General features: G+C 73.3%; 23 protein-coding genes. 10 read left to right on the top strand and 13 right to left on the bottom strand.

Translation table 11 applies throughout. The features are described from left to right. Positions 1–116 precede the first annotated feature (116 nt). Positions 117–1,109, top strand: coding sequence for a sigma-70 family RNA polymerase sigma factor (locus JOF41_RS03540; protein ID WP_372448467.1), 993 nt, complete (start codon positions 117–119; stop codon positions 1,107–1,109). A gap of 185 nt (positions 1,110–1,294) precedes the next feature. Here the strand turns inward: JOF41_RS03540 and JOF41_RS03535 are convergent, their stop codons facing one another. Then, positions 1,295–2,218: a phosphotransferase family protein gene (locus JOF41_RS03535; protein ID WP_209616090.1), complete on the bottom strand. Its 924-nt coding sequence runs from the start codon at positions 2,216–2,218 to the stop codon at positions 1,295–1,297. Between the two features lie 89 nt (positions 2,219–2,307). Between JOF41_RS03535 and JOF41_RS03530 the strand changes: the two genes are divergently transcribed. Then, a complete protein-coding gene (locus JOF41_RS03530) occupies positions 2,308–3,972 on the top strand; it encodes a fumarate hydratase (RefSeq protein WP_276530096.1) in 1,665 nt (554 codons plus the stop codon). A gap of 94 nt (positions 3,973–4,066) precedes the next feature. Here the strand turns inward: JOF41_RS03530 and JOF41_RS03525 are convergent, their stop codons facing one another. From JOF41_RS03525 to JOF41_RS03505, 5 genes are all read right to left on the bottom strand, one after another. Continuing rightward, positions 4,067–4,630 carry a hypothetical protein gene (locus JOF41_RS03525; protein ID WP_209616088.1) on the bottom strand — a complete coding sequence of 188 codons (564 nt, stop codon included), beginning with the start codon at positions 4,628–4,630 and terminating at the stop codon, positions 4,067–4,069. Positions 4,631–4,699: 69 nt separating this feature from the next. After that, complete coding sequence (locus tag JOF41_RS03520; RefSeq protein WP_209616086.1) at positions 4,700–5,179, bottom strand: hypothetical protein; 480 nt, start codon at positions 5,177–5,179, stop codon at positions 4,700–4,702. 53 nt (positions 5,180–5,232) lie between these two features. Next, positions 5,233–6,360 (bottom strand): hypothetical protein, encoded by a 1,128-nt coding sequence (locus JOF41_RS03515; RefSeq protein ID WP_229795090.1) that lies wholly within the window; start codon positions 6,358–6,360, stop codon positions 5,233–5,235. Further along, positions 6,357–7,613: a glucarate dehydratase family protein gene (locus JOF41_RS03510; protein ID WP_209616084.1), complete on the bottom strand. Its 1,257-nt coding sequence runs from the start codon at positions 7,611–7,613 to the stop codon at positions 6,357–6,359. The genes JOF41_RS03515 and JOF41_RS03510 overlap by 4 nt, the downstream gene beginning before the upstream one ends. Beyond that, positions 7,610–8,548 (bottom strand): 5-dehydro-4-deoxyglucarate dehydratase, encoded by a 939-nt coding sequence (locus JOF41_RS03505; protein WP_209616082.1) that lies wholly within the window; start codon positions 8,546–8,548, stop codon positions 7,610–7,612. Before JOF41_RS03505 ends, JOF41_RS03510 begins: the two co-directional genes overlap by 4 nt. A gap of 390 nt (positions 8,549–8,938) precedes the next feature. Here JOF41_RS03505 and JOF41_RS38100 point away from each other — a divergent pair, with 390 nt between their 5' ends. The 3 genes from JOF41_RS38100 to JOF41_RS03490 are packed head-to-tail and all read left to right on the top strand — an operon-like array spanning position 8,939 to position 12,070. Next, positions 8,939–9,721 carry an IclR family transcriptional regulator gene (locus JOF41_RS38100; protein WP_189221832.1) on the top strand — a complete coding sequence of 261 codons (783 nt, stop codon included), beginning with the start codon at positions 8,939–8,941 and terminating at the stop codon, positions 9,719–9,721. A 37-nt stretch (positions 9,722–9,758) separates the two neighbouring features. After that, positions 9,759–10,583 (top strand): NAD-dependent epimerase/dehydratase family protein, encoded by an 825-nt coding sequence (locus JOF41_RS03495; RefSeq protein ID WP_189221833.1) that lies wholly within the window; start codon positions 9,759–9,761, stop codon positions 10,581–10,583. Beyond that, positions 10,580–12,070 (top strand): aldehyde dehydrogenase (NADP(+)), encoded by a 1,491-nt coding sequence (locus JOF41_RS03490; protein ID WP_307867215.1) that lies wholly within the window; start codon positions 10,580–10,582, stop codon positions 12,068–12,070. The genes JOF41_RS03495 and JOF41_RS03490 overlap by 4 nt, the downstream gene beginning before the upstream one ends. A gap of 264 nt (positions 12,071–12,334) precedes the next feature. On the opposite strand, the gene JOF41_RS03485 is transcribed toward JOF41_RS03490, so the two are convergent. Together JOF41_RS03485 and JOF41_RS03480 are read right to left on the bottom strand one after the other, a co-directional pair. After that, the gene (locus tag JOF41_RS03485; RefSeq protein WP_189221835.1) at positions 12,335–12,541 is read right to left on the bottom strand and encodes a DUF397 domain-containing protein; all 207 of its coding nucleotides are present in this window, start codon (positions 12,539–12,541) and stop codon (positions 12,335–12,337) included. Further along, positions 12,538–13,392 carry a helix-turn-helix domain-containing protein gene (locus tag JOF41_RS03480; protein WP_189221836.1) on the bottom strand — a complete coding sequence of 285 codons (855 nt, stop codon included), beginning with the start codon at positions 13,390–13,392 and terminating at the stop codon, positions 12,538–12,540. The genes JOF41_RS03485 and JOF41_RS03480 overlap by 4 nt, the downstream gene beginning before the upstream one ends. Positions 13,393–13,552: 160 nt before the next feature. Between JOF41_RS03480 and JOF41_RS03475 the strand changes: the two genes are divergently transcribed. Then, entirely contained in the window at positions 13,553–13,948 is a 396-nt protein-coding gene (locus JOF41_RS03475; protein WP_189221837.1) for a heavy metal-responsive transcriptional regulator, read from the top strand. Between the two features lie 91 nt (positions 13,949–14,039). Here the strand turns inward: JOF41_RS03475 and JOF41_RS03470 are convergent, their stop codons facing one another. Beyond that, entirely contained in the window at positions 14,040–14,468 is a 429-nt protein-coding gene (locus JOF41_RS03470) for a GNAT family N-acetyltransferase (RefSeq protein ID WP_209616080.1), read from the bottom strand. Between the two features lie 100 nt (positions 14,469–14,568). Here JOF41_RS03470 and JOF41_RS03465 point away from each other — a divergent pair, with 100 nt between their 5' ends. The 4 genes from JOF41_RS03465 (at position 14,569) to JOF41_RS03450 (ending at position 17,463) form a co-directional block, all read left to right on the top strand. Next, the gene (locus tag JOF41_RS03465; protein ID WP_189221838.1) at positions 14,569–15,537 is read left to right on the top strand and encodes an ATP-binding cassette domain-containing protein; all 969 of its coding nucleotides are present in this window, start codon (positions 14,569–14,571) and stop codon (positions 15,535–15,537) included. Then, entirely contained in the window at positions 15,534–16,337 is an 804-nt protein-coding gene (locus JOF41_RS03460; protein WP_189221839.1) for an ABC transporter permease, read from the top strand. The genes JOF41_RS03465 and JOF41_RS03460 overlap by 4 nt, the downstream gene beginning before the upstream one ends. A gap of 128 nt (positions 16,338–16,465) precedes the next feature. Next, positions 16,466–17,014, top strand: a complete 549-nt coding sequence (locus JOF41_RS03455) for a hypothetical protein (protein ID WP_189221840.1) — start codon at positions 16,466–16,468, stop codon at positions 17,012–17,014. After that, positions 17,014–17,463: a hypothetical protein gene (locus tag JOF41_RS03450; RefSeq protein WP_189221841.1), complete on the top strand. Its 450-nt coding sequence runs from the start codon at positions 17,014–17,016 to the stop codon at positions 17,461–17,463. The genes JOF41_RS03455 and JOF41_RS03450 overlap by 1 nt, the downstream gene beginning before the upstream one ends. 88 nt (positions 17,464–17,551) lie before the next feature. Here the strand turns inward: JOF41_RS03450 and JOF41_RS03445 are convergent, their stop codons facing one another. From JOF41_RS03445 to JOF41_RS03430, 4 genes are all read right to left on the bottom strand, one after another. Then, positions 17,552–17,878 (bottom strand): hypothetical protein, encoded by a 327-nt coding sequence (locus tag JOF41_RS03445; RefSeq protein WP_189221842.1) that lies wholly within the window; start codon positions 17,876–17,878, stop codon positions 17,552–17,554. Between the two features lie 292 nt (positions 17,879–18,170). After that, positions 18,171–18,959: a GntR family transcriptional regulator gene (locus tag JOF41_RS03440; protein WP_229795094.1), complete on the bottom strand. Its 789-nt coding sequence runs from the start codon at positions 18,957–18,959 to the stop codon at positions 18,171–18,173. Between the two features lie 59 nt (positions 18,960–19,018). Beyond that, positions 19,019–21,688 carry a bifunctional acetate--CoA ligase family protein/GNAT family N-acetyltransferase gene (locus tag JOF41_RS03435; RefSeq protein WP_189221843.1) on the bottom strand — a complete coding sequence of 890 codons (2,670 nt, stop codon included), beginning with the start codon at positions 21,686–21,688 and terminating at the stop codon, positions 19,019–19,021. Positions 21,689–21,690: 2 nt separating this feature from the next. Beyond that, positions 21,691–22,902, bottom strand: a complete 1,212-nt coding sequence (locus tag JOF41_RS03430; RefSeq protein WP_209616078.1) for an acetoin utilization protein AcuC — start codon at positions 22,900–22,902, stop codon at positions 21,691–21,693. Positions 22,903–22,964 lie beyond the last annotated feature (62 nt).

Here is a 22,964-nt window from a genome sequence, read left to right as displayed (position 1 = left end):
GTGTCCAGCCAAGCAGCGATCGGTTGGCTCCGACCGCCGAAAGGCTCGCCGCGCGACGCAGCGCGGGTGTGTGACGCGACCGCACGCCAGCCCGCGAAAAAGGGGGAGGGAGCTCCATGACCGTCCCGAAGGTCCTCGACCGCGAGGTCGGGAACGACATGACCGTCACGAGCGCCGAGTTGGACCTCGACGCCCAGGGACCGGCCGCTGACCTGGTTCGGGTCTACCTGAACGGGATCGGCAAGACAGCGCTGCTGACCGCGGCGGAGGAAGTAGAGCTCGCGAAGCGGATCGAGGCGGGGGTCTTCGCGCAGCACATGCTGGAGACCGCGGCCGACCTGCCCGCGGAGCGCCGCGCCGAGCTGCGCGCGCTGATCCGCGACGGGCACGTGGCCAAGAACCACCTGCTGGAGGCGAACCTGCGCCTGGTCGTTTCGCTGGCCAAGCGGTACACCGGACGTGGAATGCCGCTGCTGGACCTGATCCAGGAGGGAAACCTGGGTCTGATCCGCGCGGTCGAGAAGTTCGACTACACCAAGGGTTTCAAGTTCTCCACGTACGCGACGTGGTGGATCAGGCAGGCGATCACCCGCGGAATGGCGGACCAGGGTCGCACCATCCGCCTTCCCGTGCACCTGGTGGAACAGGTCAACAAGCTCGCCAGGATCAAGCGCGACCTGCACCAGCAGCTGGGCCGCGAGGCCACCCACGAGGAGCTGGCCAAGGAGTCCGGCCTGTCCGTGGACAAGGTCGTCGACCTGCTCGACCACGCGCGCGACCCGGTGAGCCTGGACATGCCGGTGGGCGCCGAGGAGGACGCCCCGCTGGGTGACTTCATCGAGGACTCCGACGCCACCGACGCGGAGAGCGCGGTCATCTCCGGCCTGCTGCAGGACGACCTGCGCCGGGTGCTGGCCACGCTGGAGCCGCGCGAGCAGGCGGTGATCCGGCTGCGCTACGGCCTGGAGGACGGCCAGCCGCGCACGCTGGACCAGATCGGCAAGCAGTTCGGCCTGTCCCGCGAGCGGGTGCGGCAGATCGAGCGCGAGGTCATGTCCAAGCTGCGCCAGGGCGAGCGCGCCGCCAAGCTGCGGGCCTACGCGAGCTGACCCGCGTCACCCGTTGACCGGCTTGACTTGTGAGGCCGGTCACGGCACGGTCGTGCGGTACACGAGCCACGCGACACCTCCGGTGGAGGTGGTCGCACGCTGAGGAAGGTCGGGGCGGTCGGGGGCCGGCCCGGCCTTCCGCGCGTTCGCGGAGCGTGTTCGCAGCGGGGGTCGCGGCAGAGGGCTCACAGCAGGTCCAGGTAGACCGCCAACTGCTCGCGGAAGAACCGCTCGTGCACGTCCCACTCCGTGCCCCGGTAGCCCCGCGGCACGCCCTCCACGATGAGGATCAGGCACAGGTACACGCGGTAGAGCGTGATCCTGGTGCGCATGGCGCCGGTGATCTCGCCGAGCCCGTAGCCCGCCAGGAAGTCCTCGTCGAGGTCGGCGAACACGCAGACCGTCGCCAGCTCCGCCAGCGGGTCGCCGAACAGGGCGCGCTCCGGGTCGATGACGCCCTCGATCCGCCCGTCGAGCAGGAAGACGTTGCCCTCCCACAGGTCGAAGTGCACCAGCGCGGGCGTGGTCACCTCGTCCAGCGCGGGCGCCCCGGCCGCGATGGCCGGGCGGACCTCCGGCAGGGCGACGCCGAACCTCTCCGCGTCGGCGAGCACCGCCTCCACCATGGCCGGGAACGCCTCGCGCCACGTGGGCGCGTTCGGGCCCTGGGGGTAGCCGAACACCTCGCCGGTGATGCCGTGCATCTCGCGCGTGATGGCGCCGAGGTCGCGCCGCAGCGCCCGGTGCTCGTCGTCGGTGAGCCGCTCCCGCGCCGCTGACCACGGTTCGCCGCGCAGCGCGGTCATCACCAGCAGGCCGTCCTCGGCCAGCAGGACCTCCGGCACGGGCAGCCCGCGCGCGGCCATCAGCCGCAGCGCCAGCACCTCGGTGCGCATCAGGTCGCGCTCGTAGGTGAGCAGCGGCACGTCCGGCGGCGGGGCCGCCTTGAGCACCGCCTGCCGCCCGTCGGCGGCGGTGAGGCGGTAGGCGGTGCTGAACATGCCGTCGGTCAGCTCGACGTGCTCCGCCAGCGGCGCGCCCAGCGCGCGACGGGTGACGGCGTCGAGCTCGGCGGTGGTGAGCCGGCGCTTGGTGAGGCTGTCGACCACGACGCGAATCACACCACGACCGGGCGGACGCACCGCGCGAATCGGTATAAGTTCGGCGGAACCCGAACGCGCGCAAGGGAGCCCGCGACGTGCCCGCAGTGCCCACCACTTTCCAGCACACCGACGTCCTGCCGCTGGCCGAGGACGAACACACCGAGTACCGCCTGGTCACCGCCGAGGGCGTGTCGGTCGTCGAGGCGGCCGGGCGCACCTTCCTGCAGGTCGAGCCCCAGACGCTGACCCTGCTGGCCAAGGAGGCGATCCGCGACATCCAGCACCTGCTGCGGCCCTCGCACCTGGCGCAGCTGCGCGCGATCGTGGACGACCCGGAGGCCAGCGGCAACGACCGGTTCGTGGCGATGGACCTGCTGCGCAACGCGTGCATCTCGGCGGGCGGCGTGCTGCCCATGTGCCAGGACACCGGCACCGCCATCGTGATGGGCAAGCGCACCGAGTCGGTGCTGACCGGCGGCACCGACGAGGAAGCCCTCTCGCGCGGCATCTTCGAGGCCTACCAGGAGCTGAACCTGCGGTACTCGCAGATGGCCCCGGTGACGTTCTGGGACGAGAAGAACACCGGCACCAACCTGCCCGCGCAGATCGACCTGTTCGCCGCGCCCGGCACCGCGCCCAAGTACGAGTTCCTGTTCATGGCCAAGGGCGGCGGCTCGGCCAACAAGACGTTCCTGTACCAGGAGACCAAGGCGCTGCTGAACCCGTCGCGGCTGGCGAAGTTCCTGGACGAGAAGCTGCGCTCGCTGGGCACCGCGGCCTGCCCGCCGTACCACCTGGCGGTGGTCGTCGGCGGGCTGTCGGCGGAGCAGAACCTCAAGGTCGCCAAGCTGGCGTCGGCGCGCTACCTGGACGGGCTGCCCACCGAGGGCTCGGCGCTGGGCCACGCGTTCCGCGACGTGGACCTCGAGCGGCAGGTGCTGGAGCTGACCCGCGAATTCGGCATCGGCGCCCAGTTCGGCGGCAAGTACTTCTGCCACGACGTGCGCGTGATCCGGCTGCCCCGGCACGGCGCGTCCTGCCCGGTGGGCATCGCGGTGTCCTGCTCGGCGGACCGGCAGGCGAAGGCGAAGATCACGCCGGAAGGCGTCTTCCTGGAGCAGTTGGAGCGCGACCCGGCCCGCTTCCTGCCCGAGGTGCAGGGCGAGGACCTCTCCGACGAGGTGGTCCGCGTCGACCTGACCCGGCCGATGGCCGAGATCCGGGCGACCCTGTCGGCGCTGCCGGTCAAGACGCGCGTGTCGCTGACCGGACCGCTGGTCGTGGCGCGCGACATCGCCCACGCCAAGATCAAGGAGCGGCTGGACGCGGGCGAGCCGATGCCGCAGTACCTGCGCGACCACCCCGTCTACTACGCCGGTCCGGCCAAGACCCCGGACGGGTACGCGTCGGGGTCGTTCGGGCCCACCACGGCGGGCCGGATGGACTCCTACGTCGAGCAGTTCCAGGCCGCGGGCGGGTCGCTGGTGATGCTGGCCAAGGGCAACCGCTCGCGCCAGGTGACCAACGCCTGCAAGCAGCACGGCGGCTTCTACCTCGGGTCGATCGGCGGCCCGGCGGCGCGGCTGGCGCAGGACTGCATCCGCAAGGTCGAGGTGCTGGAGTACCCCGAGCTGGGCATGGAAGCGGTGTGGAAGATCGAGGTGGAGGACTTCCCGGCGTTCGTCGTGGTGGACGACAAGGGAAACGACTTCTTCGCCGAGACCTCCGCCCCGACGCTGCAGATCTCGTTCCGCAAGTAGCGCGCGAGCCGGGCGTTCGGGCCGGAGGTGCCCGAACGCCCGGTTCGCGGTGTCGGAACGCCCGGTTCGCGGTGTCGGAACGCCCGGTTCGCGGTCAGGCGGTCTGCTCGCGGGCTTCCAGGATCACGCGGCGGTCGCCGAGGGGGGCGTCGAGGGTGACGGTGAGCGGGATGTCGCGCAGCTCCTGGCTGCACATGCCGCCGCCCTCGGGCGGGTAGTAGGTGCTGACCAGGGTGATCAGCACCGAATCGCCGGACTGGGCGGTCACCTCGGCGGAGGCGTTCTTGCAGCCGCCGGTCAGGCCGATCACCTGCAGCGTCCGGCCGTCGCCGGAGACCAGGACCCGCTGCTTGTAGGTGTCGGGCAGGGTGCTGCCGTCGACCCGGTCGGCGGGCACCTCGGAGGCGTCGGGCACGGGCGCGGCGCTGGTCTGCGGGGGCTGCGCCGAGCCGGTCCGCCCCGGCTGCGAACCCGGCTGCGAACCGGGGGACGAGGGCGGGACGGCACCCGGCGCGGACGGCTCGGGAGACGCGGATGACAACGTTGTCGGACTCGTCGTGGACGAGCCCGAAGACGGCGGGGAAGACGGCTCGGAGGTGCTGCCGCACCCGGCGAGCACGAGCGCGGCGAGGGCCACGGCGACTCTGACGTTCCTCATACCGCTAGGACGGTACTCCGCCCCGGAGCGGTTGCAGGGTGCCCGGCGGGCCGGGCACCCCGGCGCTCGCTACCGCTGCTCCTGCCGGGTGCTCAGCACCACCGACCGCTCCCCCAGCGGGGCGTCCAGCTTCGCGGTCAGCGGCGGGTACCGGATGTCCATGGTGCAGACCTGCTGGTCCTTCGGCAGGGTCTCCACCAGCACGACCTTCACCACCTGCGCGGACTGCTCGGCCACCTCGACACCGGCCCGGCCGCACCCGGCCTCCTGCCCGATCACGCCGAGCACGCTGCCGTCCGCCTCGGTCCACACCGCGCGGGGGCTGCCCTCGGGCAGGGCGGTGGCGTCCACCCGCGCCTCGGGCACGGCCGTGCCGCCGGGCGGGACGGGGCTCTCGAACTCCTCCGAGGGCGGCGCGCTGGAGGGCGACGACGGCGCGGTGGTCAGCGTCGGCCCCGCCCCGGCGTCGCCACCGGGCTGGGACGTGGCGCAGCCGACCAGCGCCACCAGCAGGGCCGCTGCTCCGACCGCGGTTCCTAGGCTTCTCATGCCCCGAGGACGGAACGGCCGCGCGAGCGGGTTGCTCCGCCCTTCGTTGACAGTTACCCGTCGAGCCGCGCGACGGCCTGCCGCAAGGCGTCCAACCGGGCGGGTGAGGCCAGACCCGCGTGGTAGAGGTGGAACTCGGCCACGCCCGCCTCGCGGTAGCTCCGCCACTCCCCCGCCAGCGCGGCGCCGTCCACCGGCTTGGGCGGCAGCCCCAGCACGTAGGCGGCCAGCCGGGTCGACGGCGCGGCCACGCGCAGCGCCGCGATGGCGGGCAGCGACGCCTCCGGTCCCGGCCAGCAGGTCGTGGTCAGCACGTCGACTTCGGCGCCCAGCCCGTCGGCCACGGTGGCGAACGGCCCGGTGCCCCACGGGTCGGCCGTGGCGTGCACGGTCACCCGCACGCCCGGCGCGGTGGCGCGGACCAGCCCGACCAGCTCGGCGCGCAGGTCGCGCGCGATGCCGGTGCGCACCTCGCGCACGTGGGCGGCCAACTCCCCCAGCGCTTCCTCGACCGAGGCGGCCCCGTCGTCCACGCCCACCCGCACGGCGGCGCGCACCGCGCCGGGATCGTCGTACCGCGCGGAGCAGGCGGCGCAGAAGCACAGCGACAGCAACTTCTGCTGCGCGGGTGTCCAGTCCGCGCCGTCGGTCTTCTCGTGGTGCCCGCCGTGCGCGAACCCCAGCGGGCCGCACGCCTCCAGCACCACGCCGTCCGGCCCGCCCAGCTCCAGCACCTCGGACACCAGCGTCCGGGCGTACTCGACGACATCGGCGTTGGCGGGGCACAGCGCGTACGGGTACCGGTCGCCGAAAGCGTTGCGCACCACCAGGTCCGGGTGCAGGTCGCCCAACCTGCTGCTGTGCGTCAGCACGATCCACGCGTGCACGGGCAGCCCGGCGGACCGCAGCGCCCCCGCGGCTTCCCCGTAGGAGTCGCCACCGTCCACCCAGGACGGTTCGGCGGGGACCAGCCGCCCCCACCGCCCCGACCGCACCGGCAGGTAGAACGCCGCGTGCCGGGCGTCGACCAACCGGTGGGCGGGGTGGAACGGGGTGGCCGCGCGCGTGGTGTGGTAGGACGCGGCCAGCGCCACGGCGTCCACGCCCAGCGACGCGATCCGCGCCGCCGCGTCCGGGTCGCCCACCAGGTCCCAGGGGTAGGCGTGGGCAACGCTGGTCACCACCGCGGTCGCTTCCTCTCGTAGGTCGGGTCGACGGTGCGCATGTAGCCGGTGTCGTCGCGCTGGACGATGCCGCACCCGCGGTAGTTCTCCGCCAGCCGCGCCAGCGCGTCGCGGTCCAGCTCCACGCCCAGGCCCGGCCGGTCGGGCACCGGGATCGCCCCGTCCACGAAGGTGAACGGCCGGGTGATCACGTCGTCGGCGCGGTTCCACGGGTAGTGCGTGTCGCAGGCGTAGTCGAGGTCGGGCGTGGCGGCCGCGAGGTGGGTCATGGCGGCGAGGCTGATGCCCAGGTGGGAGTTGGAGTGCATGGACAGCCCGATGCCGAAGGTCCGGCAGATGGCGGCCAGCTCGCGGGAGCGCGCCAGCCCGCCCCAGTAGTGGTGGTCGGACAGGATCACCTGGACCGCGCCCGCCGCCACCGCGGGCGGGATGTGCTCGAACGCGATCACGCACATGTTGGTGGCCAGCGGCATCGGCGCCTCGGCGGCGACCCGCGCCATGCCCTCGATCTCCGGCGCGGGGTCCTCCAGGTACTCCAGCACGCCCTCCAGCTCGGCGGCCACCCGCAGCGAGGTCTCCGGTGTCCACGCGGCGTTGGGGTCCAGCCGCAGCGGGTGGTCGGGAAAGGCCTCGCGCAGCGCGCGGACGGCCTCGACCTCCCGCTCCGGAGGGAAGACGCCGCCCTTGAGCTTGATGGAGCCGAACCCGTGCCGGTCGATCATCGCGCGGGCCTGCTCGACGACCCCACCGGGGTCCAGCGCCTCGCCCCACTCGTCCGGCTCGCCGCCGGGGTGCCGGTCCCACTTGTAGAACAGGTAGGCGCTGTAGGGCACCGCGTCGCGGACCGCCCCGCCGAGCAGGTCGGCCACCGGACGGCCCAGCGCCTTGCCCCGGATGTCCCACGCGGCCACCTCGAAGGCGGAGAAGACGCGGTCCACCGTGGACTCGACGGTCAGCCGCCCGGTCAGCCCGTGCCGGTCCGAGCCCGCTTCGCCGCCCAGCGCCCGCGCCACCCGCGCGCGCATCCCGTTCAGGTCGTGGGCGTCCAGCCCGATCAGCTCGGGCGCGGCGGTCCTGACCCGGTTGAGGTGCCCGATGTCGCCGTAGGTCTCGCCCAGCCCGGAGATCCCCTCGTCGGTGCGCACCTCGACGATGGTCCGCAGCGCCCACGGCTCGTGCACGCCCACGGAGTTCAGCAGCGGCAGGTCCGGGAAGGCGACGGGGGTGACGGTGATGCCGCTGATCCTCATCCGGCCAGCTCCGCCCCGGCCGCGACCGGCCGCGCCCCGGCCAGCGCCCGGCCCGCGGCCACGATCCGGGCCAGCTCGGCCAGGTGCTCGGGGGTCGGGTCCAGCAGTGGCGGGCGCACCCCGCCCACGTCCAGGCCGCCCGCCCGCACCGCCGCCTTCACCAGGGCCACCGCGTACCCCGGCACCCGGTCGCGCAGCTCGACCAGCGGCCGGTAGAACTCCACCAGGTAGCGCCGCACCAGCTCGGCGTCCCCGGCCCGCACGGCGTGGTAGAAGCCCAGCGAGACCTCCGGCGCGAAGCAGAACACCGCCGAGGAGTACAGGTCGATGCCGATCCCCCGGTAGGCGGGCACGGTCAGCTCCGCGGTGGGCAGGCCGTTGAAGAACTGGAACGGCTTGTCCACCGACTCGCGCACGGCCAGCACGATGCGCTGCATCAGGTCGATGTCGCCAAGGCCGTCCTTGAAGCCGCACACGGAGGGCAGCCGCGCCACCTCCACCGCCGCGTCGGGGGTGAACACGGCGTTGTTGCGCTGGTAGACGATCAGCGGCAGGTCGGTCGCCCCGGCCACCTCGGTGACGTAGCGGACCAGACCGCCGGGCGGGCCGGCGACCAGGTACGGCGGGAGCAGCAGCAGGCCGTCCGCGCCCGCCCGGCGCGCGGCCTCGGCGAACCGGCGCGCGCTGGGCAGCGGGCCGCCCGCGCCCGCGAACACCGGCACCCGACCCGCGGTCGCCTCGACCGCCACGGCCACCGCGCGCTCGAACTCGCCCGGTTCCAGCGCGTGGAACTCACCGGTGCCACAGGCCGCGAAGACCCCGCCCGCACCCGCCCGCACCCCCCGCCGCACGTGCTCGGCCAGCACCCGCTCGGCGATCCCGCCCTCGGCGTCGAACGGCGTCACCGGGAAGAACAGCACCCCGTCGAGTTGCATACCAGACCTTCACCCCTCGATCGCCCCGGTGGTGGTCCCACGCGGGAAGGACTCCTGCGGGGGCAGCGCCTGCCCCGGCCGCGGTGGGGACGACCGGACGGGCGCGGGCCCGTGGGACGGCGCGCGGCGCCGTCCCACGGGGTGGGGGTGGGCGGCACCGCCGCCACTAGCCGCCACCCCCACGTTCGCGGCGATGCGCCTCGCCCTCACCGGGCCGTTCCCGACGGGTCGGGAACCCCTGCGGTGCGGCGGGAGCTGCGCATGGCCTCACTCCTGGCTGTTCACATCCGTGAACAGCAGTCGTACTTGTGAACCCGTTGGGCGGACTGTAAGAATCGCCACAGCGACGTGTCAAGACCGTGGTGCCACAACGTTTCCGTGGAGGTCCAGGTGGCTGGAGCCGCGTCACCCGCACGGCCGAACGCGGTGAAGTCGGCCGACCGGACGGTGGAGCTGCTGGAGGTGCTCTCGGCCTCGGACCGCCCGCTCACCCTCACCGAGCTGCACCGGGAGCTCAGCTACCCCAAGTCGAGCCTGTACATGCTGCTGCAGACGCTGGTGGCCAGGGGCTGGGTGGAGCTGGACGCCACCAGGGGCACCTACGGCATCGGCGTGCGCGCGCTGCTGGTGGGCACCTCCTACCTCGACCACGACCCGGTGGTGCGGGTGGCCATCCGGGTCATGGAGCAGGTCCGGCGGGAGGTCAACGAGACCGTCCACCTGGCCCGGCTGGACGGCGCGGACGTGGTCTACCTGGCCAGCCGCGAGTCCGAGCACCACCTGCGGGTGGTCTCCCGCGTGGGCAGGCGGCTGCCCGCGCACTCCACGTCGCTGGGCAAGGCGCTGCTGGCCGCGCGCGACCCGCAGGAGGTGGACGCGCTCCTGCCCGCGCGGCTGCACCCGCTGACCCCGAACACGGTCACCGACCGCGCCGCGCTGCACGCGCAGCTGGCGGGCTTCCGCGCGGCGGGCTACGCCCACGAGCGCGAGGAGAACACGCCCGGCCTGGGCTGCTTCGCCGTCGCACTGCCCTACCGCAGCCCCGTGCTCGACGCGATGAGCTGCTCGGTGCCGCTGGGCAGGCTCGACCCCGAGCACGAGAAGCAGGTCGTGGACGCGCTGCTGCACGCGGCCCGCACGATCACCGAGCTGCTGCGCCAGTTCGGCCGCTGACCCGCTGACGACCCGTCGACCCACGGAGAGGCCACTAGTGACCGCACGCATCCTGATCACCGGCGCGGCGGGAGGCGTCGGCACGCTCATGCGCCCGCGCCTGGCCGCGCCCGACCGCGTCCTGCGCCTGCTCGACATCGCCGAGATGCCGCCCGCCGCGCCGGGCGAGCGGGTCGAGCTGGTCACCGCGTCGGTGACCGACCAGGCCGCGATGGAGGCGGCCTGCGAGGGCGTCGACGCGGTGATCCACCTGGGCGGGCACAGCCTGGAACGGCCGTGGGCGCAGATCCTCGACGTCAACATCGACGGCACCCACACCGTCCTGGAGGCCGCGCGCCGCCGCGGCGTCGGGCGGGTGGTGCTGGCCAGCTCCAACCACGCGGTGGGCTTCCACCCGCGCTCGCGCGGCGAGGCGGGCGACTACCTGTTCCCCCGGCCGGACAGCTACTACGGGGTGAGCAAGGTGGCGATGGAGGCGCTGGGCAGCATGTACTCCAGCCGCTACGGCCTGGACGTCATCGCGGTGCGCATCGGCTCGTGCTTCGAGAAGCCGCGCGACACCCGGATGCTGTCGACCTGGCTGTCCCCCGACGACGGCGCCCGGCTGTTCGAGGCGTGCCTGTCCGCGCCCTCCCCCGGCTTCCGGGTGGTGTGGGGCGTGTCGGACAACACCCGCCGCTGGTTCTCCCTCGACGAGGCCCGCGCGCTGGGCTACGCCCCCGAGGACGACTCGGAGGTCTTCGCCGCCGAGCTGATCGCCGAGCAGGGCGAGCCGGACCCGGAGTCGTTGGCGCACAAGCACGTGGGCGGCCTGTGGTGCGGCCCGGAGTTCGACACGGCGGTTCAGGAGGCGGGCCGGTGAGCGTGCAGGGCTACGACCCCCGGACCGGGCGGGCGCACGGCGAGCCGGTCCAGGAGAGCACCGACGCCGAGGTGGCCGCCGCCGCCGAGGCGGGCGCGGCGGCCTTCCCGGCCTGGTCTGCGCTGTCCGCCGGGCAGCGCGCGGCGGCGCTGGACGCGCTGGCGGACGCGCTGGACGCGGCCTCGCCGGAACTGGTCGGGATCGCCGACGCGGAGACCGCGCTCGGCGTGCCCCGGCTGACCACCGAGCTCAAGCGCACCACCAACCAGCTGCGGCTGTTCGGCGGGGTGCTGCGGGAGGGCAGCTACGTCGAGGCGGTGCTGGACTCGGCCGACCCGGACACCATCCCGCCCCGCCCCGAGCTGCGGCGGATGCTGCGTCCACTCGGGACGGTCGCGGTGTTCTCCGCGTCCAACTTCCCGTTCGCCTTCTCGACCGCGGGCGGGGACACCGCCTCGGCGCTGGCGGCGGGCTGCCCGGTGGTGCTCAAGGCGCACCCGTCGCACCCCGGCACGTCGCGGGCCACCGCCGAGGTGCTCGCCTCCGCGCTGCCGGAGGGCGTCTTCGGCGTCGTCCACGGCACCGGGGCGGGCGTGGCGCTGGTGCGGCACCCGGCGATCCGCGCGGTCGGCTTCACCGGTTCCACCGGCGGCGGGCGGGCGCTGTTCGACCTGGCGCAGTCCCGGCCCGACCCGATCCCCTTCTACGGCGAGCTGGGCAGCGTGAACCCGGCCGTGGTGCTGCCCGGCGCGGCGGCGCGACGGCCCGAGGAGCTCGCGCGGGGCTTCGCGGACTCGCTCACCCTGGGCGTGGGCCAGTTCTGCACCAACCCCGGACTGCTGTTCACGCCGCCGTCGCTGGTGCCCGCGCTGGCGCGGGCGGTGGCCGCCGCCAGTGGTGGGCCGATGCTCAACGAGCGGATGCGCGACTCCTACCGCTCGGGCACCGATGAGCTGGCCTCGTCCGAGCTGGTGCGGCAGGTGGCCCGCGGCACCGCGCCCGACGGGGGGTGGAGTGTCGAGCCCCGGCTGTTCGAGGTCGGGCTGGAGACCTTTGCCGAGAACCTGGAGCGGCTGAGCGAGGAGCACTTCGGCCCGACCGGGGTGGTGGTCACCTACGACGACGTCGACCGGCTGCTGGCGGTGCTGCCGAAGCTGCCGGGCACGCTCACCGGCACCGTGCACGCCGACGACGCCGAGCACGAGCTGGCGGGCCGGGCCGCCGCGGCGCTGCGCCAGGTGGCGGGCAGGATGGTCTTCAACGGCTGGCCCACCGGCGTGGCCGTGGCGTGGGGGATGCACCACGGCGGGCCGTGGCCTGCCACGACCAACCCGCTGCACACCTCCGTCGGCGCGACCTCGATCCGCCGCTGGCTGGCCCCGGTGACCTACCAGTCGTGGCCGGAGGCCCTGCTGCCCGCCGAGCTGCGCGCGGACAACCCGCTGGGCATCCCGCGCCGCGTGGACGGCGTGCTCGGCACGCACTGACCGATCAGCGCAGGCGGGCGGCCCCGTCGGGAGCGAAGCGGTAGCCCCTCCTGGCTACCGCTTCATCGCTTCGCGCACACCTGTCCGCACGTGGAAGCGGGCGAGCACTGCGAGGGGGTCCTCCTCCTCCGCGATGGGCGGGGCCGGAGGGGTGCAATCGTTTTCAGAACCGGGCGGCTGGTGGCGCGGTGGGCGGGTCGGCGTCGTCGCCCACGGCGGCACGGTGACCGCGACGCCGGGGCGACGGCGGGTCGGTGGTGCCGGTTACCGGACCGGGTGCCCGGCGGCCGCGCGCGGGGCGGTCGCGAGTCCGGTGAGGAAAGCTCGGAAAGGACGGTCCGCAAAGGTCAGTTCGGGGCCGGGGCACTTGCTGTCGCGCACCCGTGTCGTTGTTCGGTCAACGGCCAACTCGACGCAGTTGTTGCCCGCGCCGGAATAGGAGCTTCTGCGCCACGTCTCGTTGTTGGTCATGTTTCCTTCAGTGCGGTAGCCAGTGTGCGGATGAGGGAGGCCGACTCCTTGGGCGACAAGGCGACCTCGGTGATGATCTCGTCGAAGTGCAGCAGGTAATTTTGCACGTCCGCAGGATTGTCCACCCACTTACCCCCGCCTGCGTACTCCAAGTACACGGCCGAGGGATCGTCCTCTTCGAAACGCAACGCCGTGGCACCACCGCCGGACATCGTTCCGTAGGCCCCTGCTCCAAACGGGATCACCCGAATGGTGATGTTGGGTTGCTTGGCCGCCTCCAACAAGTGCAGCAGCTGGGCCCGCATCACCTCCCGTCCGCCGACCACCCGGTGCAGCGCCGCCTCGTCGATCACCGCGTGCAGCGTCAGCTGGGGCAGCCTCCGCTGCCTGCCCGCGAGCGCGGCGATGGCCTGCTCCACCGAGACCGACGGGTCCAGGAAGCGCCGCCCGGCCAGCCGGATCGCCGCGGCGTAGGCGGGCGTCTGGAGCAGGCCGGGGATCACGATCATCTCGATGGTGCGCACCTCGGTCGCGTCCGCCTCCTGCCGCGCGTAGGTGCGCGCCTCGGGGGTGAACGCGGCGGCGTGCACCAGGCGGGTGCCGTCCTGCTTGGCGTCCTCCCAGAGCGCTTCGGCTTCGCGCCGCTCGCTCTCACTGGCCCCGTACAGCCCCAGCAGCGCCCCCAGCTCGGTCCAACTGGGACTGATGTAGCCGTTCTCCATCCGGGACAGCGTCGACTGCGTCTTGCGGGTCAGCGCGTGGTAGTCGGCCTCGGTCTTGCCCGCGCGCTTGCGCAGGGCGTGCAGGAACTGCCCGAGCTTGCGCTTGCGGCGGGTTTGGACGGCTGCCATCGGGTTCGCTCCTCACCTCGCACACGGAACTGCTGACCACAGTAGTGAGCAGGAGCGCTTCCTTCGATCGAGCACGTGCGGGTGCGTATCCGCTTCCCTGAGACGCCCTGCCGAACAGCGGCTTGACCTTGGAGTCCGCTCCAAGGTCTACCGTCGGGTCATGCGCGTTGCGGAACTGGCCGACGCGGTCGGCGTGCGCCCGGACACCGTCCGGTACTACGAGCGGGCGGGGCTGCTGCCGCCGCCACCGCGGTCGGCCTCCGGCTACCGCCGCTACCCGGCCGAGGCCGTGGACCGGCTGCGGTTCGTGCGCGGCTGCCAGAAGCTGGGGCTGCGGCTGAAGGAGATCGCCGACCTGCTGGCGGTGCGCGACACCGGCGTGTGCCCGTGCGAGCCCGCCGAGACCATGCTGCACCGGCACATCGCCGAGCTGGACGCCGAGCTGGCGCGGCTGTCCGCGCTGCGCGCGGAGCTGGTCGAGCTGGTCGGCGGCCTGCCGTCCGGGCGCTGCCCGGAGCTGGACCAGGGGGACTGGTGCCCACCGGAGGGGAGGTGACGACCATGGACGACGAGTGCGGCTGCTCGGCCGACTGCTGCTCAGCGGGCTGCTGCTGAGCCCGACCCGAACCGGCGAGGCGCCCGCCGGTTCACAGCTCCCGGCTCAGCCAGGTGGACCGCTCCACCTCGAACCCGTGCCGCCGGTAGAACCGGCGTGCCGCGTCGTTGTGCTCCTCGGTTTCCAGGAAGACCTTCAGCGCGCCTGCTTCACGACATTTCCCGAGCAGTGCTCGCATTACCGCACCGCCCACTCCCCGACCGCGATTGCGCACGTAGAACTCGTCCACCAGCGCGTCGCGCCCACCCGATTCCAGTGAGTAGCTCCAGGTGACCACCGCGTAACCGGTGTCGAACAACCACACCTGCCCGTAGTTGTCGTCGACGAGAAGCGGTTCCAGCGCCCGGATCACGCGCTGCTCGTCGTAGTGGTGGTGGTCCGCTCGGTAGAACTCACCCACGAGGGTGAGGAGCGCGGACAGGTCGGTGGGGGTGGCCCGGCGGATCTGCACACCGCGCACAGCACCACATTCTTTGCCCAATGCGCAACTTCTCGCGTCCTCAGTGGGCGGTCGGGTAATTGGCGCGAAATTGTCGGTCCCCTCGTTCATGATGGCGCGCATGGCGGAGGCGATCCTGGCCGAGGGGCTGGTCAAGCGCTACGGGTCGGTGGTGGCGCTGAACGGGCTCGACCTGGCGGTGCCGGAGGGCACCGTGATGGGGCTGCTGGGCCCGAACGGCGCGGGCAAGACGACGGCGGTGCGGGTGCTCACCACCCTGCTGCGCGCGGACCGGGGCACGGCGCGGGTCGCCGGGCTCGACGTGGTGGCCGACGCGCGCGAGCTGCGCGGCAGGATCGGCCTGTCCGGCCAGTACGCGGCGGTGGACGAGAACCTGACCGGCTTCGAGAACCTGGACATGGTGGGGCGGCTGTACCACCTGGGCCGGGCGCGCAGCCGGGAGCGGGCGCGGGAGCTGCTGGAGCGGTTCGACCTGGTCGAGGCGGCCGACCGGCCGGTGAAGGGGTACTCCGGCGGGATGCGGCGGCGGCTGGACCTGGCCGGGGCGCTGGTGGCCAGGCCGTCGGTGCTGTTCCTGGACGAGCCGACCACCGGCCTGGACCCGCGCAGCAGGCTCGGCATGTGGGACGTGATCGCCGAGCTGGTCGCGGGCGGCACCACGCTGCTGCTGACCACCCAGTACCTGGAGGAGGCCGACCGGCTGGCCGACCGGATCGCGGTCATCGACCACGGCCGGGTCATCGCGCTGGGCACCGCCGACGAGCTCAAGGACCAGGTCGGCGGCGAGCGGCTGGAGCTGTCGGTCGGCTCGGCGCAGGAGGCGGCGTCGGCCCGCGCGGCGCTGGCCCCGCTGGCGATCGGCGAGATCGTGCTCGACGAGCGCGGCCACCGGCTGACCGTGCCCGTCTCGGGCGGAGCCCACGTGCTGGTCGACGGCATCCGCAGGCTGGACGCGGAAGCGGTCAAGGTGCTCGACATCGGCCTGCGCAGGCCGACGCTGGATGACGTTTTCCTCGCGCTGACCGGGCACGGCGCCGAGGAGCGGGCCGAGGAGGAGCGGGGGGCATGAGCACGTTCACGCAGGCGCTCGGCGACGGCGCGGTGGTCGCCAAGCGCAACCTGATCAAGATCAAGCGGGTGCCGGACCTGCTGGTGTTCTCCACGCTCTCGCCGATCATGTTCGTGCTGCTGTTCGCCTACGTGTTCGGCGGCTCGATCGAGATCCCCGGCATGGACTACCGCGAGTTCCTGATGGCGGGCATCTTCGCCCAGACGGTCATCTTCGGGGCCACCATCACCGGCAGCGGCCTGGCCGAGGACATGCAGAAGGGCGTGATCGACCGGTTCCGCTCGCTGCCGATGGCCCGCTCCGCCGTGCTGATCGGCCGCACCACCAGCGACCTGGTCAACAACGCGCTGGTCATCGTGGTGATGTCGGTGACCGGTCTGCTGGTCGGCTGGCGCATCCACTCGTCGTTCGGGGAGGCGCTGGCCGGGTTCGCGCTGCTGCTGCTGTTCGCCTACGCGGTGTCCTGGGGCATGGCGATCGTGGGCCTGCTGGTGCGCAGCCCGGAGGTGTTCAACAACGCCAGCTTCATCGTGATCTTCCCGCTGACCTTCATCGCGAACACCTTCGTGCAGGAGGGCAACCTGCCGGGACCGCTGAAGACCTTCGCCCAGTGGAACCCCATCTCCGCGGTGACGGCGGCGGCGCGCGAGCTGTTCGGCAACACCAACCCCGCCTTCCCCGCGCCCGACGTGTGGCCGCTGCGGCACCCGGTGCTGACCACGTTGCTCTGGACGGTGGTCCTGCTGCTGGTCTTCGTGCCGCTGGCGACCCGCCAGTACCGCAAGGCGGTCAGCCGCTGAAACTCCTTGCCACAGCGGGAAAATCGGCGCTCGTCGCGGTGGCGGGGCGGTCCGCGCGCGAGGTCGTCCAGGTTTGTGCCCGGCACGTGACGGCAACCCGGTGGACATCCAGACCCTAGGAGGCGGAGATGTCCACCGGCACCACCATCGGCGTTGTCGTCGCCGTGCTGGTCGCACTGGCCGTGGCCGCGGTGCTGCTGAAGACCTACCTGCAGCGCAGGCACCTGCGCCGGAAGTTCGGCCCCGAGTACCAGCGCGCGGTCGAGCGCAACGGCAACCGCATGGCCGCCGAGCGGGAGCTGGCCGAGCGGGAACGCGCCCACGCCAAGCTGGACCTGCGCGCCCTCGACGAGGGCACGCGCGAGAACTACGTCCAGAACTGGGCCAAGGTCCAGGAGATGTTCGTCGACGCGCCCGCCGAGGCGGTCGGCCAGGCCGATCGCCTGGTGACCGCGCTGATGGCCGAGCGCGGCTACCCCACCGAGGGCTACGAGCAGCGCATGTCGCTGCTGTCGGTCGAGCACGCGCGGACGCTGGCGGACTACCGCGCCGCGCACGCCATCTCGCAGCGCCAGGACAGGGGCGAGGCCACGACCGAGGACCTGCGCAACGCGATGGTGCACTACCGCGCGCTGTTCGAGGAGCTGCTGGGCAGGCGCCGGGAAGGGGCGCGGTGATGACCGACCACCAGCGGCCGGACGAGCGGGTGCTCGTCACCGAGAACCCCGCGCGCCCGCGCGGGAATGAGCCCGACCACGACCGGGCCGACCACGTCCAGTCCGACTACGACCAGCGCGACTACGCCGTCGAGGCCGAGTACGCCGAGCCGGGGGAAGTCGAGGAGGTCCGGCAACCGGACGTCCAGCTGTTCACCGAGGACGAGGTCGACCGGTTCCGCGAGCAGTGGCGGGCGCTGCAGGTCGACTTCGTCGACAGCCCGCGCGAAGCCGTGCACCGCGCCGACGAACTCGTCGCGCAGGTGATCCAGAGCCTGGCCACCACCTTCGCCGAGCACAAGCGCTCGCTGGAGGGCCAGTGGCAGGAGGGCGAGCGGGTGGACACCGAGGAGCTGCGCCTGGCGCTGCGGCGCTACCGCTCCTTCTTCGAACGCCTCACCTCGGTCTGAGCCCACCCCACCCAGCACCCCGTTGTGCGTCCGGCGACCCGGGTGCACAACGGGTGACGACCCCCTGGGGCGGGAGCTGCCGGGCCGATCAGCCCGGCAGCTCCCGGATCTCCATCTCCAGCACGTCGATCTCGTCGCTGATGGCCTCGTCCAGCATCCGGTCCAGCAGCCCGCCGCAGTCGCAGTGCGCCACCCCGAACCGCGGCACCAGCTCCCACCACACCGCCGGGTTGTTCCAGAACGAGCCGGACCCCTGGTCGACGTTGGTCAGGCAGCGCAGCCGCAGGTCGTCCTCGGGCAGCGCGCGCACGAAGTCCACGAACCGCGCGAGCGCGTTGTGGTTGAGGACGGGCACCGCGCCGTACCCGCGCAGGCAGTCCTCGAGTTCCTGCAGGAACTCCTCTTTGAAGGTCACGGCGAACCACCCCGCTTCCCCCGCGCCCTTGCGGGTGAGGAGGACTCACGTCCAGCACCAACGGTACCTTCGCAAGGGCAGGTACGCGTGCCTGCCAACGGCCGCTATCCGGTTGCGATCTGCTGACGTTCAGCGGTACGCGACGCCGTTGGCGCACCGGAGGACGGCACGGGCTGAGCCACCCGGAGCAGCGACCCTCCCCTGCGCCGATCCCTGCGCCGATCCCTGCGCCGATCCCCTGCGCCGATCCCCTGCGCCGATCCCCCGCGGTCCTCTGAGGACCGCGGGAGCGCTACCGGTCGGGCCGCAGGCGGGCGGTGAAGCTGAACCGGTCCCCCCGGTACAGCGACCGCACCCGCTCTACCGGCACGCCTTGGGCGTCGCGGGACACCCGGTGCAGCAGCAGCATCGGCAGCGCCGGGTTGGTGCCGATCAGCAGCGCCTCGCGCGGCGTCGCCAGCACCGTCTCCACCCGCTCCTCGGCCTCGCCGAACACCACGCCCAGCTTGCCGGTCAGGCACTCGTACAACGACTTGGTGGGGTCGAGGACCTCCAGCAGCGTCGGGAACCGCTCGACCGACAGGTAGGTCGACTCCAGGCCGACCCGCTCGTCGTCGGCCAGCAGCACCCGCTCCAGGTGCACCACCTGGTCGCCGTGGCCGATGGCCAGGTCGCGGGCCAGCACCTCGTCGGCGGGCAGGTGCTCCACGGTGATCACGCTGCGCGCGGGCGCCACGCCCTGCCTGCGCATCCCCTCCGTGTAGCTGACCAGCGACAGCGGCTGCACCAGCTTCGGCGGGGCCACGTAGGTCCCGCTGCCCTGGCGGCGCTGCAGCTTGCCCTCCATGACCAGCTCGCCGACCGCTTGGCGCAGCGTCACCCGCGAGACCGAGAACCGCTCGGCCAGCTCCCGCTCCGACGGCAGCGCGGCGCCCTCGCCCAGCGAGTCGACCAGCCACAGCAGCTCGGTCTTGACCGCGTAGTAGCGCGGAACCCGGCCGTGCTCGGGGATGCCCGCCCGGACCGGTCCGTCCGCGCGGTACTGGGCGCGGTACTGGGGCAGGGGGTGCGATGCGGTCACGGAATCGAGCCTACGTGCCCGAACGCGCCCGCCAGACCGCCAGCGGAGTGGGGTGCGGATCACGCCACCCCACCGGGCGAGCGCAGCCTGCGCGGACCGCTGTCGTGCCGCGACGGCGGCGGCCCCAGGGTGATCCGCGCGTTGCTGACGTAGGCCCCGGCGGCGCTGGCCAGCACCGGCTCCAGCGCCAGTTCCCGCACCTCCGGCACGTCCTCGGCCAACGCCGCCAGCCGCAGCACCAGCTCCTGCAGCGCGGGCAGGTCGGCGGACTCCCCGCCGCGGTAGCCCGCCAGCAGCGGGGCCGCCTTCGGGGCGCGCACCAGCGCCGCCGCGTCCGCGTCGGTCAGCGGCACCGCCCGGTACGCCCGGTCCCCCAGCAGGTCGCTGACCACACCGGACAACCCGAACGACACCAGCGTGCCGAACGACGGGTCGTCCTGGAGCCCCAGCACGCAGGAGATGCCCTTGGGGGCCATGCGCTGCACGTACACGTCGGACTGCCCGGAGATCTCGGCCAGCATCTCGTAGGCCGTGCGCACCGCCTGCGCGCTCGCCAGGTCCAGCCGCACGCCCACCAGGTCCGTGCGGTGCCGCAGCCGCTCGGCGGTGGACTTGAGCACCACCGGGTAGCCCAGCGCGGCCGCCGCCACCACCGCCTCGTCCGCGTCGCCCACCACCCGGAAGGGCACCACCTCCACGCCGTAGCACGCCAGCAGCCGCACCGCGGTGTCGTCGTCGACCTGCCGCTCGCCGCCCTCGTCCAGCCGCAGCGAGGCGACCAGCCGGTGCGCCGCCTCCGGGTCGATGCCCGCGGGCCGGGTGAACCGGCCCTGCGGCGCGGACCGCCAGCGGGCGTAGCGGGTGACGCGGGCCAGCGAGGCCACCGCCCGCTCCGGGCTCGGGTAGGACGGCACCGAACCCCGGCCGGGCGCGCCACCGGGACCGGGCACCGCCAGCTCGTCCGGCACGCCCTCCACCGCCAGGAACGTCGAGGCGATCGGCTTGCCGCTGCCGGTCTGCTCCACCACCTCGCGCAGCGCGCGGGCGAACTCCGCGCCGGGCACCGCCAGCGGCGGCACGAACACCACCACCAGCGCGTCGGTCCCCTCGTCCTCCAAGGCCCGGCGCACCGCCCCCGCGAACGCCTCCGGCGTGGCCTGCGCGCCCACGTCCACCGGCTCGCCCGCCAGCTCCAGCCCCTGCGCCAGCGCGGTGTCCGCGGCCAGCAGGCCGATCGCGGTGGAGTTGCCCACCACGCCGACCCTCGGCCCGGACGGCAGCGGCTGGTGCGCCAGCAGCAGCGCGGTGTCGAACAGCTGCGCCAGCGACTCCACCCGGATCACGCCCGCCTGCTCGAACAGCGCCTGCACGCTGGGCTCGTCCACCGGCACCGAGGTCGCGGCCAGCGCCGGGGTGACCGCGTGCCTGCCCGACTTCACCGCCACGATCGGCTTGCTGCGGCCCAGCCTGCGGGCCAGCCTGGCGAACTTGCGCGGGTTGCCGAACGACTCCAGGTACAGCAGCACCACGTCGGTGGCCGGGTCGGTCTCCCAGTACTGCAGCAGGTCGTTGCCGGAGACGTCGGCCCGGTTGCCCGCGCTGACGAACGTGGACAGGCCGAGGCCGCGCTGCGCCGCGGTGGCCAGGATCGCGGTGCCCAGCGCGCCGGACTGGCAGAAGAAGCCGGTGCGGCCCAGCGCGGGCAGGTGCGGCGCCAGCGTCGCGTTCAGCCGCACCGCGGGATCGGTGTTGAGCACGCCCAGCGCGTTCGGCCCGACCACCCGCATGCCGTGCGCGCGGGCCTCGGCGACCAGCCTGCGCTCGGCGCTGAGCCCGCCGGGACCGGTCTCGCCGAACCCGGCCGAGACCACCACCAGCGCCTTGACCCCCTTGGCCAGGCAGGCGTCCATCACCTCGTCCACGCCCGCCGCGGGCACCGCGACCACGGCCAGGTCCACGTCGTCGGGGATGTCCAGCACCGACGGGTAGGCCCGCACCCCGCGCACCGACCGGTGCTCGGCGTTGACCGGGTAGACCGGTCCGTGGAAGTCCGCGGCCAGCAGGTTGGCCAGCACCGCGTGGCCGATCTTGGTGCGGTCGGTGGACGCGCCGATCACCGCCACCGAGCGGGGGTGCAGCAGGTTGTGCACGCTGCGCGCCTCGGCGGCCTGCTCGCGGGCGCGGGCGACCACCACCGACTCCTCGGTGGGGTCGATGTCGAACTCCAGGTGCAGCACGCCCTCGTCGAAGGCCCGGCGCACCGAGTAGCCCGCGTCCCGGAAGACCCGCACCATCTGGCCGTTCTCCGCCAGCACCTCCGCGGTGAACCGGCTCAGCCCGCGCTCGCGCGCCGCCGCGGCCAGGTGCTCCAGCAGGATCGAGCCCAGGCCGCGCCCCTGGTGGTCGTCCCGCACCACGAACGCCACCTCGGCCGAGCCGCCGTCGCCGAGCCGGTCGTAGCGGCCGACCGCGACGATGTCGTCGCCCAGCAGCGCCGCGAAGGCCACCCGGTCGGCGTGGTCGACGGTGCTGAACCGCTGGAGGTCGCGCTGGGGCATCCGCGGGTACGGGCCGAAGTAGCGGAAGTAGCGGGTGCGCTCGGACAGCCTGCCGTGGAAGGCCAGCAGGCGGTCGGCGTCGTCCGGGGTGATCGGGCGCAGGTGCACCGTGCCGCCGTCGCTGAGCACGACGTCGGCCTCCCAGTGCCGGGGGTAGTCGAAGGGGTCCACGGCTAGTCCCTCGGGTCCTCGGGGTCCAGGCCGTGCAGCGGGAACAGCGCGCGCCGGGTTTCCAGGACCGCGGTGTCCACGGGTTGCGAGGTGACCCCGCCCCACGGCTCGTGGGCCACGTCCGCGCCGTCGGTCATGGACGCGGGCAGCGGCCGGTGCGGCGCCAGCGCGCTGGTGCGCGCCACCCACCCCGCGGGCAGCGGCGTCTCCGGGTCCAGGTCGCGGTCCAGCACGGTGGCCAGCAGGTGCGTCCACGAGCGCGGGACCACGCGCAGCAGCTCGTACCCGCCGCCGCCCAGGGCCAGCCAGCGCCCGCCCGCCGTGGTCGCGGCCAGCTCGCGCAGCGCCCGGTAGATCGCGCGGTGCCCGTCCACGGTCAGCGACAGGTCCGCCAGCGGGTCCTCCCGGTGGGTGTCCACGCCGCACTGGGTGACCAGCAGCTGCGGCCGGAACGCCTTGAGCACCGAGGGCACCACGGCGTGGAAGGCGCGCAGCCAGCCCCGGTCGGAGGTGCCCGGCGGCAGCGCCAGGTTCACCGCCGTGCCCTCCGCGCCCGGCCCGCCCAGCTCGGCGGGCCTGCCGGTGCCCGGCCACAGGCTCAGCGGGTGCTGGTGCAGCGACACCGTCAGCACCCGAGGGTCGTCGTAGAACGCCGCCTGCACGCCGTCGCCGTGGTGCACGTCGGTGTCGATGTAGGCGATCCGGTCGAAGCCGTTGTCCAGCAACCAGGAGATGGCCACGGCGCAGTCGTTGTAGACGCAGAACCCGGCGGCGTGGTCGCGCATCGCGTGGTGCAGCCCGCCCGCGATGTTCACCGCGCGGTCGACCGCGCCCGAGGCGATGGCCCGCGCCGCGGCCAGCGACCCGCCGACGACCAGCGCGGACGCCTCGTGCATCCGGTCGAACACCGGGTTGTCCGGGGTGCCGAGGCCGTGCCCGACGTCCCAGCCCGCGCTCGGCGCGGCCCGCACGGCGGACAGGTAGCCCGGCTCGTGCACCCGCTCGATCTCGGCGTCGTCGGCCCGCGCCGGCCGCACCAGCTCGACCCCGTCGAGCACCCCCAGCTCGGCGGCCAGCCGGACGGTCAGGTCCAGCCGGACCGGGTTAAGCGGGTGGTCCCCGCCCAGGTCGTAGCCGAGGAACGCCTCGTCCCAGACGACGGCGGCCTTGACCGCGGTGCTGACGGCGGGACTGGCGGCGGTGTTGGCGCCCATGCCCGCAACCTAACCCACGCGGTGGTAGGTCTCCGGGCGCAGCGCGCGTGAAGTGCGCTTAG

Origin of the sequence: Saccharothrix coeruleofusca, from assembly GCF_017876325.1 — a bacterium.
GTDB classification, from domain to species: domain Bacteria; phylum Actinomycetota; class Actinomycetes; order Mycobacteriales; family Pseudonocardiaceae; genus Actinosynnema; species Actinosynnema coeruleofuscum.
Note: the sequence above shows the minus strand (reverse complement) of the source record. Positions and strands in the feature narration are given on the sequence as shown.